The 14076-nt window shown below is 61.4% G+C and carries 14 protein-coding genes; 8 read left to right on the top strand and 6 right to left on the bottom strand.

Annotation, left to right across the window (positions count from 1 at the left end; all coding sequences use genetic code 11):
• Window positions 1-36: 36 nt before the first annotated feature.
• From G4G27_RS05390 to G4G27_RS05375, 4 genes are all read right to left on the bottom strand, one after another.
• Window positions 37-861 carry an energy transducer TonB gene (locus G4G27_RS05390; protein ID WP_183112396.1) on the bottom strand — a complete coding sequence of 275 codons (825 nt, stop codon included), beginning with the start codon at window positions 859-861 and terminating at the stop codon, window positions 37-39.
• Between the two features lie 130 nt (window positions 862-991).
• The gene (locus G4G27_RS05385) at window positions 992-2011 is read right to left on the bottom strand and encodes a diguanylate cyclase (RefSeq protein ID WP_183112395.1); all 1020 of its coding nucleotides are present in this window, start codon (window positions 2009-2011) and stop codon (window positions 992-994) included.
• A 259-nt stretch (window positions 2012-2270) separates the two neighbouring features.
• The gene (locus G4G27_RS05380; RefSeq protein WP_183112394.1) at window positions 2271-3674 is read right to left on the bottom strand and encodes a nitronate monooxygenase; all 1404 of its coding nucleotides are present in this window, start codon (window positions 3672-3674) and stop codon (window positions 2271-2273) included.
• A 67-nt stretch (window positions 3675-3741) separates the two neighbouring features.
• Window positions 3742-4890 (bottom strand): glycosyltransferase family 4 protein, encoded by a 1149-nt coding sequence (locus G4G27_RS05375; RefSeq protein ID WP_183112393.1) that lies wholly within the window; start codon window positions 4888-4890, stop codon window positions 3742-3744.
• Window positions 4891-5220: 330 nt separating this feature from the next.
• On the opposite strand from G4G27_RS05375, the gene G4G27_RS05370 reads away from it, so the two are divergent.
• The 3 genes from G4G27_RS05370 to G4G27_RS05360 all read left to right on the top strand — a co-directional run bounded on the left by G4G27_RS05370 (window position 5221) and on the right by G4G27_RS05360 (window position 6941).
• Window positions 5221-5799, top strand: coding sequence for a DUF5681 domain-containing protein (locus G4G27_RS05370; RefSeq protein ID WP_183112392.1), 579 nt, complete (start codon window positions 5221-5223; stop codon window positions 5797-5799).
• Window positions 5796-6152 carry a hypothetical protein gene (locus G4G27_RS05365; RefSeq protein ID WP_183112391.1) on the top strand — a complete coding sequence of 119 codons (357 nt, stop codon included), beginning with the start codon at window positions 5796-5798 and terminating at the stop codon, window positions 6150-6152. The genes G4G27_RS05370 and G4G27_RS05365 overlap by 4 nt, the downstream gene beginning before the upstream one ends.
• Before the next feature lie 306 nt (window positions 6153-6458).
• Window positions 6459-6941 (top strand): hypothetical protein, encoded by a 483-nt coding sequence (locus tag G4G27_RS05360; protein ID WP_183112390.1) that lies wholly within the window; start codon window positions 6459-6461, stop codon window positions 6939-6941.
• 330 nt (window positions 6942-7271) lie between these two features.
• On the opposite strand, the gene G4G27_RS05355 is transcribed toward G4G27_RS05360, so the two are convergent.
• A complete protein-coding gene (locus G4G27_RS05355; RefSeq protein WP_244624564.1) occupies window positions 7272-8684 on the bottom strand; it encodes a hypothetical protein in 1413 nt (470 codons plus the stop codon).
• A 758-nt stretch (window positions 8685-9442) separates the two neighbouring features.
• On the opposite strand from G4G27_RS05355, the gene G4G27_RS05350 reads away from it, so the two are divergent.
• Together G4G27_RS05350 and G4G27_RS05345 are read left to right on the top strand one after the other, a co-directional pair.
• Window positions 9443-10585 (top strand): amidohydrolase family protein, encoded by a 1143-nt coding sequence (locus G4G27_RS05350; RefSeq protein ID WP_183112388.1) that lies wholly within the window; start codon window positions 9443-9445, stop codon window positions 10583-10585.
• 189 nt (window positions 10586-10774) lie between these two features.
• Window positions 10775-11227, top strand: coding sequence for a hypothetical protein (locus tag G4G27_RS05345; RefSeq protein ID WP_183112387.1), 453 nt, complete (start codon window positions 10775-10777; stop codon window positions 11225-11227).
• A gap of 187 nt (window positions 11228-11414) precedes the next feature.
• Here G4G27_RS05345 and G4G27_RS05340 read toward each other — a convergent pair whose 3' ends face one another.
• Entirely contained in the window at window positions 11415-11849 is a 435-nt protein-coding gene (locus G4G27_RS05340) for an Lrp/AsnC family transcriptional regulator (RefSeq protein WP_183112386.1), read from the bottom strand.
• Window positions 11850-11979: 130 nt separating this feature from the next.
• Here G4G27_RS05340 and G4G27_RS05335 point away from each other — a divergent pair, with 130 nt between their 5' ends.
• From G4G27_RS05335 to G4G27_RS05325, 3 genes are all read left to right on the top strand, one after another.
• Entirely contained in the window at window positions 11980-12873 is an 894-nt protein-coding gene (locus tag G4G27_RS05335; protein ID WP_183112385.1) for a DMT family transporter, read from the top strand.
• A 216-nt stretch (window positions 12874-13089) separates the two neighbouring features.
• Window positions 13090-13302 carry a YdcH family protein gene (locus G4G27_RS05330; RefSeq protein WP_183112384.1) on the top strand — a complete coding sequence of 71 codons (213 nt, stop codon included), beginning with the start codon at window positions 13090-13092 and terminating at the stop codon, window positions 13300-13302.
• A 37-nt stretch (window positions 13303-13339) separates the two neighbouring features.
• Window positions 13340-14053: a Bax inhibitor-1/YccA family protein gene (locus tag G4G27_RS05325; protein WP_183112383.1), complete on the top strand. Its 714-nt coding sequence runs from the start codon at window positions 13340-13342 to the stop codon at window positions 14051-14053.
• Window positions 14054-14076: the final 23 nt, after the last annotated feature.

Below are 14076 nucleotides of genomic sequence, written 5' to 3'. Positions count from 1 at the left end.
TCACGCGCGAGCGATAATCGGTCTGTTTCGGCGAGGCTATTCAATAAGCCAGGTCACGCGATTTGTCTCGAACGCCTCGGTCGGTTTTCCGTCCGGACCGATCGCCGGCCGATATCGACCAAACTTCATGACCGTCGTGCACGTCGCCTTGTCGAGCGACGCGCTCTTGCTGCTCGCAAGGACGCGACAGTTCGCGACGCGACCATTGGTGAGCACGGTATATCCGACAAGCACGGCCCCCTGCTCCTCGGCCTGCCGTGCTTCCGATGGATAGCTGTCCGTCGGCCAGAAATCGCCAGTACTGCCGATCGCATCGGGGCGCTTCAACAGGCTGGCCTGTTTCTTCGGATCAACGCCCCATGATGTCAGCAAATCATCCTCACAGGTCCGCAGCGCGGCCATCGCCTTTGCGATCCCGTTCGGGATGACGCGAATGGTGCCGGCCTTGCCGAATGTGATCGCGATTTCAGTCGATGAGTCGAGATTGGCCAATTCGGCGCTTTTGATGCCGATAACCGTGACCCGGCCGATGCCCTTGACCGGCGCAGAGGTGGTATATGTGGCTTTGGCTGGAATACCGGCCGGCATCAGCACCACTTGCGCATCGCCCCGCCCCGCTTTGCCGACGTTTTCAGGGCGCACGACGACGAGTTGAGTAAAGCTGCCCAGTTTCGTAGGCCGGATTCCGATCTTTACCTGTGAGTCACCGCTCCCGAAATCTCGCGATAGCAGGCACAGGCTATCGGCATATTCAACGGTCCACTTACTGGACGGTGTCAGAACCTGAGGCGCCGAGGCCTGACCAGCCGCCAATGGGGCCAATGGCGCGGCAAGCGCCAGAGCGAACAGAGCTGCCTTCATGTCATTCCTTGCGTTGGCGCCAATGAACCACGCCGGCAGCCACCTTCACCGATATGATCCGATGGGTGATCATTCTACGCCGCAAACCGATATACAACCTCTTTCGCGTCGATCATCACCAAACGAACAGCTAACTGCCGACCTGCCGAACCAGGCCTAGCGAAGGCGTGCTCGCCCAACCTCGCGGCGAGCGCAGCGCCGCCGCCGCCGCCACCGACGTTGCAACGGGTTGCACACTATGGTCGGGCGCAAAGATCCGCGCCGTGCCCCGACCATCGGCCTTGGCGAGATACAATGCGGCATCCGCTTCGCCGAAACGCAGTACCGGGTCGTGCGGGTCCTCGCACGCCAATAATGTGGCGCCTGCGGAGGCGCCTACATCGACCGGTTTGCCACGCCAGAACACGGGAAAACGCAGCACCGCGAGCGCCTTACCCAGGCGCAGCATCAATTCGTCGCGGTCGACTGCCGCATTCAGCAGGATGGCGAATTCATCGCCGCCGATCCGCGATACGAGAAAGGCGTCGCCGAACAGATGCCGCAACCGCGCCGCGATCTGCCGCAGGCACTCATCGCCCGCCGAATGACCGAGCCGGTCGTTGACCTGCTTGAAATCATCGAGATCGATCAGGATCAGCGCGGACAACCCCCGGGCGCGGAACAGCGTTTCCGACAAGTCGTAGAAGGCCGCCTGGAACATCCCACGATTGGCGAGGCCGGTCAGCGGGTCGCGTTCGGCCAAGTCGCGGAGGCGATCGATCCGCGCACGATCCTCGGTGATGTCCTGCTTGGCGCCGTACAGCCAGCGTGGCCGGCCGTCGTCATGTTCGACATCGGCGGTCAGGCGCATCCAGCGCTCGACGCCGGAGACGGTCTGGATGCGGGCATCGAGCACGAAGCCGCGCCCCGTCGCGATCGCCTCGGCGCGCAACGCCTCCATCTCGCGCCGCGACTCCTCATGATAAAGCTCGACGGTTGCCGCCCGGTCGGGAGCGATCAGCGGCGACAGGCCGAACAGCTGATAGACACCATTAGTCCAGGTCAGCGCCGAAGTGTCCAGATCGCACTCCCATACCCCAAGCGCGACTAGCGAGGTGGCGCGGTCATAGAGGCGATTGAGTCGGGCGATCGATGGCACGGCTGATGCCATACCCCCTGTCGATCGAACCGAATCATGCCTCATGAATGCCTTCCCCGCCGGCCCGCAAAAAGCGGGTTCGGCGCAAATCTAGGAGGCAAGAGTTAAGGACGGATTAGGGTGTGGAGCCCTGTTTGCCCTGATGATGAGACCACAAACAACTCATGCCGAACCGAACCGGAAACCGTCCCTTTGGCCGCGCCATTCCCAACCGCCACTATTTTGGCACTCGTCGTGCCAAAATAGCCGTTATCCGCGCGATCGACCGCGCTCAGTCGCCGGTCAGAATGCGGTCGACGAGTTGCTTCACGGTCGGCACGAACCCGTTCGAATAGAACGGGTCTTTCTTGAAATTATACGCGCCATGCCCCGCGAACATCAGATTCTGCTCGATCGGTCCGCCATGCGCGATATCCTGCAGCGTTTTCTGGATGCAGAAGGAACGCGGATCGGCGAGGCGGCCGGTCGAGTTGGTCTCGGTATCCGACCAGGACGAGAAGGCGCACTGGCTGAGACAGCCCATGCAATCGGCCTGATCCTTGCGGATTACGCCCTTTTCCTCCGGCGACACGAACACCAACGTGTTGTCCGGGGTCTTCAGCGCATCGGTGAAGCCTTCGCCAAACCATTGGCGCGCGCGCAGCAGGTCGTTGCGCGTCACCCAGAAATTCTTGCCCTTCACGCCGACATCGAGCTGGAACGTGTGATCGCCCGCCTCTTGCGTGGAAAAGGCGATCTGACGCTCCGATCGCGCCTCGAGCGAGCGCAGGAACGGGTTCTTCACCGCGCTCGAATAAAAGCCGGTCGGCGAAAAACGGTGAAGCAGGACTTCGCCTTCCTCGATATCCATCAGCTTGGCTTTCCAGCCTTCGGGAATCGGGCTTTCCTGCGTCAGCAGCGGCCGCGTGCCGAACTGAAACGCGATGCTGCCCAGTTCGGGATTGTCGATCCAGTTGGACCAGTCGCGCAGGAACCAGACGCCGCCGGCCATGACGATCGGCACCTCGTAGGAAATCCCGCCTTCGCGCATCACGTCGCGCAATTCTTTCACGCGCGGATAGGGATCCTGTGGCTTAAGCGGATCCTCGGCATTGGACAGGCCATTATGGCCGCCAGCGAGCCATGGATCCTCATAGACAACTGCCGCAAGCCATTCCGATGCCTTGGAATAAGCCCGCTTCCACAGCGCGCGGAAGGCACGGCCCGAACTGATGATCGGCAAATAGCTGACCTCGTACGAGGCGGCGATCTCGCTCAGCTTGTAGGGCATGCCGGCGCCGCAGGTGACGCCTGCGACCATGCCGCGCGTGCGGTCGAGCACGCCGTGCAGAATACGCTGCGCCCCGCCCATTTCCCACAACACATTGATGTTGATCGCACCCTTGCCGCCAGCGATGTCGTACGCGCGCTTGACCTGCTGCACCGCGCCCTCGATCGCGAATTCGATCAATTCCTCGTGGCGCTCGCGCCGGGTCAGCGCGGTGTATATCTGCGGAATGATCTTGCCGTCGGGGTCGTAGCTATCGGCATTGACCGCCGAAACCGTGCCGATACCGCCCGCCGCGGCCCAGGCGCCGGCCGACGCATGGTTGGTCGCGGCAACGCCCTTGCCACCTTCCACGATCGGCCAGACCTCCTGGCCGTTATAGATGATGGGCTTCAGACCTTTGAACACGACAACCTCCAAGTTAACATACGCGCGATATACGGAATGGATGCTCGTTAGCGAGCAAAATTGCGACTCAGTCAGGGATCGGGGCGAGTGCGCCCGGACGACCCATTGCGGCCTCATAAAGGCCGACATAACGCCAGATCATCACGCTTTCGTCATACTCCGCGGCCGCCTTTGCGCGATTTGCCGCGCCGATCGTCGCGCGCAGCCCGGCATCGCGCGCCAGCGCTTCGATCGAATCGCGCAAGCGGACCTCGCTGGTGTAATCGACGATATAGGGTTCATTTTCGGTCGAAACCATTGAGTGAATGTCGCCGACCTGCGGCGCTGCGATCGGCAGGCCCGCCGCCATCCCCTCGATCACCGCGATCGGGAATTGTTCGCTGCGCGACGACAAAGCGAGGATGTCGAACAAGCCGATATAGCGGTGCGGTTCGCGCAGGAAGCCGGGCATGACCAGCTGCCCGGACAGGCCCATCTGATCCGCCGCCTCTAGAATGGTCGCTCGTTCCGGCCCTTCGCCGACGATCACCAGCCGGATGCGCGACGAACAGCCGCCGACCGCGCGCACCAGCGCCGGCAAGTCCTTCACTTCGCGCAACCCCGCGAGCGTGCCGACGATCACTTCGCCGGGCTTGCGCTTGAGCCCCGGGATCGCCCTGGGCTCAGGTTTGCCGGCATAGGCGGCGGTGGCGATGCCGTTGACGATACGGTTGACGCGCTGCTGCGGCTGTTTCCAGACATCGAGCGCGATGCGGTGCAATGTTTCGGACGGCACGACCAGCGCATAGGCGGCGGGCAGCGCGATGCGGCGATACAGGTTGCGCTCGCGCTTCAGCCCCTTCGCCTCGTCGGAATTGAAGCCGTCCTCATGATGGACCAGCGGCGGCAGGCCTTTCGAGAAGACGCGCCGCGCCATCACCCCGTCGATCGCGCCCCAATTATAGGTCAGCACCAGATCGAAGCGCCGCATATAGCGCGCGATCGCCTCGAACCGCGCGACCGAGGGCCGTCCGGTGAGCGGCGGCGGGTTCTGTGCGATCTCATAGTTTATGCCGCGCGCGATCGCGTCGCGCGCACCGAGCTGATCGGGCATGCCCGAGACGATGGTGTGCCGCGCACGGTCGCCAAGCACATTCATCAAGCGGACGGCACGCGCCTCCTTGCCGCCCAAATTGAAGGTCGAATGGAGGTGGAGGATGTTGACAGGCGCCGGCATGCGCCGCGAACTAGCGCGGAAATCCGGCCGCGTCATGTGCTTCCGCCCTTCCCTGCTCTCGCCCGAGCAAGGGGTCCGCCATGCTGTTATGTGCCGTTTATCGGCCGTTACTTTTCCGCCGCTGTTAAGTTGGATCTCGCTGCAAGAATTACTTCTTGTTTTCAACAGCTTGAGCCAAAGCCAAGCTGTTATCGAATAACAGCACGGAACAGCACGCATAACAGCGGCAATAACAGCAGAGACTTTGAGCGGAACAGCAGCGGCCCGATTCAAACCGGCCGAAAAATCTGTTCGAGGGGCGATGGGAACAACCATGGCCGGAGTGGTGACATGACCAAACGAGATCTTGAATCAGACGATGAACAGGCGACCAATTGCGATGGTCCAGAGAATGGCGGTCCAGAGAACGCTGGCGCTGTGCCAAAACGACACTGGGGAAAGCCGTTCGTAAAGGGGCAGTCGGGCAATCCGGCAGGGCGTCCGCGCTTTCGCGGCGCGACCGGCCGCAAAGGCGACCGCTTACCCGGGTCGGACCAGCCGACACGCGCGGTGATTCTGGAGGAGGCCTATCGCCCGGTCGTGGTGAAGGATGGTGACCGTGAGATCGAGATGCCGGCGCATCGCGCGGTGTTCCGCGCGCTGACCGAAGCGGCGATCGGCGGCAACCGGATGGCACAGCGGCAATTTACCGCGATCGTGCAGCACGCCGAGGCGGCGCAGAAGCAGGAGCAGGTCGCGCTGTACGAAACGCTCGAACGCGACGGTGTCGGCGCGCGCTATTCCAGCACGAAGGGCGAGTATGTGCAGATCGGGTCCTATGACGACGAGATTCTCTCCGGCCTGAGCGGCGGCGTATCGATCGTCCGGCCAGTGGCGGATGGGCCAGTGACTGATGGAGATGACGCATGAGTTCCCTGTACGACAGCGCACCGCGCATCGCCGACAACCAGTCGCTGACCGATCTGGCGCGCGCGCATACCCGGGTCGCACTCGACGCGATCGCCGCAATCGCGGCCAGCAATACCGCGCGCGAGACGACCCGGATGGCCGCCGCAGCGCTGCTGCTCAATCGCGGCTGGGGCAGGATCGGGTCTGCGCCGAATGGCGATGACGAGCCGGACCACGATTGGGCCGAAGAGATGGAGGCCGCCGGGCGCCGGCTCGACAAGATTAACGCCGAGAGACGCGCGGTGGCGACTGCGGCGCGACAGGGATGTGGATGTACGGCGTGTCTGCAGGATCTGCTTAATGCACCGGAGTGAAAGGGTGATGGCTAGGCGGTGTTAGCCCGGGGTCGCGGTGTTCAGCGAGGCTCAGTCGTAGAGCACCGCGCGAAGGGCCTTCACGAGAGCTTTACTCAAGGCTGGTAGCGCGACCGGATACCGTCGGAAGGAACCAAAATGAGCGGAAGTGCAGCTTTGACGACAGGTTGCGCCCGGCGGCGGCTTTGGCGAACCGGTCCATTGATCGCTTTGTGCGCGCTGCTTTCCAGCTCTTGCTCGTCGGCGAATGCGCAGTCGTGGCAATGCCGCGCGCCGCAGGGGACCTTCGCCCACCACGATATCGGCGTGCCCGAGACCGCGACGCAGTTCACTGGCGAGATGATGATCCGCAAGGCGAATGGGCTTAGCAAATGGCGTCCGACGGCGAAGGTCGCGTTTACCGACCTCGGTCTCGACGCTTCGGAATGCCATTGCAACGGTATCGTCGCGACATGGTATCCGGAGGACCCCGATTTTTTCCTGGTCTCCCTGACCGTCGATGGCGAAAAGACAACACTCGGGCGCGTGCCCTATGATAAACCGGTCACCTTCAAGCTCACCTTCGCATGGGACGGCGCACTGAAGCTTGAGGTGGGGACCGGTGTCGCGACCGGCATGTCGTCAATGCCGAAGCGCAACAATCTGCAATTGAGTTGTTCAACGGCCGACGTCGATTTCAAGGTTACGGTCGCTCCCCCGGAGCCGCGCTCTCCGGAACGGTGTTCCTTTGCCGCGCGCGAGCAATGGACGGCGGCGGATGTCGATCGCTATTGCAAGGTTCGCCAGTAGACAGGCTGGATTGGCGGCCAGGGCATGACGGTGACATCCCCGTGATGACGTCACCGTAATGCCGATGTGCGCTTCGACTGCTATGCATGCAAAGTCGTTCATTGAGGCAAGTTAGACTATTCCTGAAAGCGGACGTGCTCAGATCACATCACCTCGAAGATCAATAGGTAATTCGAGTCCCTCCCGCTCCGCCACACCGCCGTATGCCGCCGTGCCCTATCCACAGGCCGCAGAGGCTAACCAAGCGTAGTATATACGGCGGGCTGGCGGTGACAGGACTTGCCAGTCTCCGATGTGACGGCGACTTCGTGCCCGGATGTCGCCTGAAGGTCAGGGTCTGCGCGATGCCGAACGACCGAGCGGTCGCCAAGCCGGCGTCCCCTTCTCAAACGGGTCGTCGGTCAAGGCATGCACGTCGCTTCCATCGGCCCGCATGACGTAGATCTCGCCATAAGGCTGGGGATTTGCCGGATGCAGCAGCGCTTCGTCCTTGAACCCACCCCTCGCGCTGGCAAAGGCGATCCACTTGCTGTCAGGCGACCAGCTGTTGTGAGCATCGTTTCCTGGCGAGCTCGTCAGCCGCTTCAATCCCGATCCGTCGGCATCGATCGTCCAGATTTCGTAATCGCCGTCGCGATCGGCAGTGAACGCGATCCTGTTCGACGTGGGTGACCATGACGGGAAATTGTAATGCGCCGGACCGTTCAGCAGCAAACGGCGCGTGCCCGAGGCAGTGTCGATGATTTCGAGCGCGTTTTCTCCGCCGCCAGCCCTACGAAAGACGATTTGTCGGCCGTCGGGCGACCAGCTCGGAAATCCGTAATTGCCCTGGCCGTCCGTTAACACCCTGAGATCGCCGCCGTGGACGTTGATCGTCGCGATGTCCGCGCGCGCCGGACCATTCAGGTTCTGAAAAAACTGCCCCAGGCCGAAGGCTATGCGTTTGCCGTCGCGCGATACTTCGGGGCCAAGGGCGCTTCGGTCGGGCTGCCCGAACAGAATTGTCGCGCCGGTGCCGTCTGCCGCCATCGTCAAAATGCTGTTGTGTAGGATGCCCGCCGTCTGGTCGTTACTCACCCGTCGGTCGCCATCGGGTGCATAGGACGGGAAGATGCCAGTTCGAACTATCCTGAATCGCGAATCTAACGAGGTCCAGGCGCGGTTCGGCGGCCAGGCGCTCTCGACGTCCCGGTGGAAGACCATCGTCCGGCCGTCGGGTGACCAGGACGGGTTGCTGAAGGCCCCGCGCGCGCCCGGTGATCCGGCGGCGCGCTCGACGCCACCTTCTGGGCCCCCTGACACATAGGCTACCACCTGTTCGCTGACCCATCGCGGCGACCATTTCTCGCCCTCGCCTGCCGTGAGCACGGTTCGCTGTCCCGTGGGGAGGTCCAGCGTCTCGATCTGCGTCGTTCCCCGGAGCCGCCTGGCCCCGGTGACTTTCGCCACCTCCGCGACCGGTGCGGTGTAGAAGGCGAGCCGGGTGCCGTCCGGTGACCAGGACGGGCTTCCAGCGAACGCGTCGTTTACCGACACCCGCCGCAGGCCGCTGCCGTCAGGCCGCACGACGTGGATTTCGGTGGAGTGGCGGATGGTGAAGTCGCGGGCAGGCAGCCGCGGCATGAGCGACGCACGATCGGACGAAAAGGCAATCCATTGTCCGTCGGGCGACCACGCGGGGCGGAAGTCGCCCCCCGCCGCGTTGGTCAGATTCCGGACCCGCCGTGTCCGCATGTCGAGCAACCAGATGTCGGCATTTCCGCTCCGGCTCGATACGAATGCCAACGTTTTTCCGTCTGGAGAAAGCGCCGCCTGATCGTCATAGGCGCGGTTCCTGACCAGCGTTTCCAGCCTGGAGCCGTCGAGCCGCGCGCGATAAATATCGTACGAACCGGCGCGACGCGAACTGAAGATTATCCAGCTGCCATCAGGCGAAAAGCTGGGATTGGCGTCGGCCTCCGGGTGCGCAAGAAACGGGCGGGCATTGCTGCCGTCTGAATCGGCGATGAAAACATCCCCGTTGAGCGGCGCGAAACTGGCGAAAGCGATCTCATATTCCGCAGTCCCGGCGGCCGCCGAACCGGCGAGAGCCAGCGACAGGATCGCAGCAATAAACGACAAGACGTGTAAGAGTCCGCGCACAGTGATGCTCCTTGACCGTCGTCATCCGGTCCGATGTTTTCCACGAAGATGCGCTAACCGCAATAACTGCATCTGGCCCGGAGCGTTCGTGCATCGGAAACAGACGCTCGACGAAACACCGTCCCGGATGGCAGTATTGGCATTTATTTGCACTTCGTTCCGTCTAGCGTAGCGCTATGGCGTAGACGTAGTGCTCATCATCATCGGGCGTGGCCCGCCACGTCGCCGTGTTCGATCCATAGCCCCAGCGGCTACGCTGATCGCGCGCGCGGCGTGTCGGACTTTCCTGACAAAATGGACGCGACCCGCTGGAAGAACGTCGACTTGATCGAGAGACCCGGTATCTGGGGAGCGGTGACGTGCAAGAACGGATGCAGAGGCAAACCATGAGCACGAGCCGACGAGGATTTCTGACCGCTGCCGCCGGAGGGATTGCGGTAGCAGGCCTGAGTGCGGCGAGCGGCCAGAGTCATAAGGTGCCGATCCGCAAAATCGCCACCGAAGAGGCGTTCGCGACACCGGGGCTCGTCAAGGCCTGGCTGGAGATCGCGCGTACGGACCCGGGAGCGAGCCTCGATGTGCCGACAGGCATTCTCTCGATCTTCGACAATCCGCGCCCAGGATCCAATCAGGACCGGTTTCGCCGGCAACTGCTCGACCTCGATGCGGAGCGCCTCGCCGACATGGACCAGGCGGGCGTCGATGTGCAGATCCTCTCGGTTACCATCCCGGGAGTGCAGATGTTCGAGCCCGGTCCGGCAAGCGCGTTGGCGATCGCCACCAACGACCATCTCGCCGCTGCGATCTCGCGCCATCCCCGGCGCTTCGCCGGACTGGCCTGTTTCGCTCCGCACGATCCCGGGTCTGCCACAAAGGAGATGGAGCGGGCGGTAAAAACGCTGGGGCTGAACGGGTTCATCGTCAATTCCCACACCGGCAATCTCTATCTGGACGACCCGCGATTTTCGCCGATCCTGGAGGCGGCGCAGGCGTTGGACCGCCCGATCTATCTGCACCCGCGCGCGCCGTCGAACGGCATGGCAGCACCCTTTCGCGACTATAGCATGGGTGGCTCCATTTGGGGCTTTGGGGTCGAGGCCGGAACGCATGCAGTGAGGATGATCCTTAGCGGCGTGTTGGATCGCTACCCTCGACTGCGCATCGTCCTCGGCCACATGGGCGAAGCGCTGCCGTTCTGGATGTGGCGTCTCGATCATATGGCGGCACGCCGAGCCAAGGACGGGCGGATGAAACCCTTGTCGCTGGCGCCGAGCGAGTATTTTCGCCGCAATTTTGTCGTGACCACCAGCGGTTTCGAGTCCCCGGATGTGCTCGACCTGGTGATCAAAACCGCTGGAATCGAGAATGTCATGTGGGCAATCGACTACCCATATGAGAACTCACGCGACGCGGTCGCCTTCATCGAAGGTGCGAACCTGACTAATGATCAGCGCACCAGTATCTTCCACCGTAATGCGGAGCGAACCTTTCATTTGGTATGAGGAAGTTCTGGTCGCGGCGACGGCCGGTGGCTCGCCACACCGCCGTCCCGGCGTCTTAAGGCGTCGGGCCGTAATTACACGTGTCACCGTAATTCCTGCAGGTAACGTGTTAAGTACAGCTAGTAAAGCACTGGATAAAGTGAGTAGGATTTTAGAAAATATAGATAAAATTTGCACGGTCACCAGAATATGTCGTTAATTATTTCTGACCGTTTTCAGGCCGGCGATACGCTCGTTGAACGCGACCGCCTCGCATTATCAAAGGTAATATTAGATAGCGACGATGTTGACGATCTCACCCTCGCGATTGATATATATTTTCAGGTTTTCCCATGTAAGGATAATCTATTAGAGAGAGTAAAGACTCTACTGGATTTTAATCCAAAGCCAAATCTATCAGTTGTTTGTCTTCGCGCGTTGGTGGAATATTGTCCGGTCAGCTTTGACGTATCGTTAAACTATACTAGACGATTTGTAGATTTTTCACTCTTTGACGAATGGGTTGATGAGGTGATATATTCTTCACATTATTTTCATAAACATCAGCATGCTCTGAGCGCATTTGACAATAAAAGGCTGCTGGACTTTTTACATCAGGCTTCGGTTTCCGGTGCAAGCGAGCTAATATCTTTGTTATCTTAGCGCTTTTCCGTTCTGATTTCCAAGATAAACTCTGTATTCATGTCCGCTTCTGTGGACGATAAACTAATCGCTGCCCTCATCTCACCCCCTATCATCTTATCGATCGCACCGACTTGGCGGTGTCAATTTTGAAGTGCAACATCGACACCGCGTGGCGCAAGCCAAACGGATCGTAAAACCCCATCAATCAAAGCGGCGGCAAACGCCGTTTCACGGTGGTCGCCTTGACGATCGAGGTGCTGGTCTCGGCGAAATCGACGATGCGATCGAGGATCGTGTCGAGTTGCTCGATCGAGCGGAGGTAGACGTGGGCGATGTAGCAATCGTCGCCCGTCACCTTGTAGCATTCGATGAATTCCGGGATTTTCTCGATCAGGCGCTGCGTTGCGGGGAGTTTGCCCGGGAATGGTTTGATCCTGACGATCGCCTGCAGCGTGTAACCCAGCGCATAAGGATCGATATCGACCGTGTAGGCGCTGATCACGCCGCGATCCTCGAGCCGGCGCAAGCGCTCCGACACGCTGGGTGACGACAGATCGACGCGTTGCGCGAGATCCTTGAGCGAGATGCGCGCGTTGGCCGCGAGCAATTCCACGATCTTCCGATCCGCATCATCGAGCATAAGCGATCCTTAGGCAAAAATCCGGTTATCAGTTATTATCTTAGGATAATTCCAGGATACGCCTTTTAGAACCCATATCAATACGTCATCTCGCCTGCTAAAAAGGCCGCCACGGATGATGGAGGCGTAAGTGAGCGAACAGACGCGCGGGACGATCGAGATGGCCGCCGCCATGACGATCGCCGGGACGATCGGCTGGTTCGTGATCATGTCGGGGCAGCCGGTGATCGACGTGGTGTTCTGGCGTTGCGTGTTCGGCGCGGTGACGCTTACCGCGATTTGCGCCGCGCGCGGATTGCTGCGTCGCGACGCGCTGTCGCCGCGGCAATTGCTGATCGCGATGGCCGGCGGCGCCGCGATCGTGTTGAACTGGCTGTTGCTGTTCGGCGCCTATGGGCATTCGTCGATCTCGATCGCGACCACCGTCTATAATACGCAGCCGTTCATGCTGGTGGCCTTGGGCGCGTTGTTGTTCGGGGAGCGGCTGACCGCGAACAAGCTGCTCTGGCTAGCGGTCGCGTTTGGTGGCGTGCTGTTGCTGGTGCAAGCCAGGCCGGGGTTGACGCAGAACGGATCCGATTATCTGCTGGGCATCGGCATGGCGCTGGCATCTGCCTTTTTCTACGCGCTCGCCGCCATTGCCGCGAAGAAGCTGACCGGGGTGCCGCCGATGCTGATCGTGCTGGTCCAGGTGATCGTCGGCACGGTGATGCTCGCCCCGCTCAGCCATCTCGCGACACCGCCGAGCGGCGCATCGGCCTGGGCCATGCTCGCCTCGCTCGGGGCGATCCACACTGGCCTTGCCTTCATCCTGCTCTATGGCGCGATCCAGAAGCTGCCGACTCATCTGGTTGGCGCGCTGTCGTTCATCTATCCGCTGGTCGCGATCATGGTCGATGTCGTCGCATTTGGGCACAATCTGTATTTCCTGCAGGTCGTCGGCGGCGCCGCGATCCTGCTCGCCGCGGCGGCAACGACGCTCGGCTGGTCGCCGATCGGACCGCGACGGACGGCCGGTTTGTAACGAAATGTGGCTGAAGGCGGGGACGCCCTTGAATGCGCCTTCATATGCCATAGATTGATCGGGCGGTACCGGGCCCCTCTGGCGAGGGCTTTCAAAAGCCCTCGTGATGTCGGACCGCATCGAGCATGCTCGGTGCTGGAACGGCCTGGCTTCCCCCGCCTTCCCCCCCGCCGGCACCGCAGCATGCTCGATCGAATTCACTTCGATGGAGGCTTTATGAATATCATGCTCGACCGACTCATCGCCGCTCACCGCGCGCTTAATCGCGAGATCGCAGGCGAAGTCTCGCGCCGCGTGCCCGACGCTTTGCGGCTCGCCACGCTCAAGAAGCGGCGCCTCGCGATCAAGGACCGCCTGCACCGTCAGCTTGCCGCCAAGATCGCCAAGGCAAGCAATGCGGCGCGTGGCCGGTCGCCTTCAACAACCTGATCCGACACACAATTTGATCCGACAAGGGAAATCACACATGGAAACCCGTTTCCCCGCTTATGGTGCGGGCGTCCGGCACGACGCAGCCTTTGATGAGGGCCTGCGTCGCTACATGCTCGGCATCTATCGCAACATGGCGATCGGCCTTGCGCTGACCGGTCTGGTCGCGCTGGGCATCGCAGCGACGCCAGCGCTTTCGGCGCTGATCTTCGGCACGCCGCTCAAATGGGTGGCGATGTTCGCGCCGCTCGCATTCGTCATGTTCTTTTCGTTCCGCATCGAACAGATGAGCCTGTCCACCGCGCGTACCGCCTTCTTCGCTTTCGCTGCGGTGATGGGCGTGTCGATGGCGAGCATCTTCCTGGTCTTCACCAGCACAAGCATCGCCCAGGCATTCTTTTCCGCGGCGGCGATCTTCGCGGGCATGAGCCTGTGGGGCTATACCACCAAGCAGGACCTGTCGCGCTTCTCGACCTTCCTGATGATCGGCCTGATTGGCGTGATCGGCGTCAGCCTGGTCAATATCTTCATCGGCTCGAGCATGCTGCAGACGATCGTGTCGATCGTCGGCGTGGTCGTGTTCACCGGCCTGACCGCGTGGGACACGCAGCGCTTGAAAGGCGAATATGCCGCCCATGCCGGTAGTGAGCGCGCCGACAAGCTGGCGATCATGGGCGCGCTGTCGCTGTACCTGAACCTGATCAACCTGTTCCAGCTGCTGCTGGGGCTGATGGGTCAGCGCGAGGAGTGAATGGTGTGGCGGCGGTTCGTTAA

It is taken from the genome of Sphingomonas sp. So64.6b, from assembly GCF_014171475.1.
Lineage (GTDB): Bacteria > Pseudomonadota > Alphaproteobacteria > Sphingomonadales > Sphingomonadaceae > Sphingomonas > Sphingomonas alpina_A.
The sequence above is the reverse complement of the archived record's forward strand: the minus strand, read 5'-3'. Positions and strand labels throughout refer to the sequence as shown.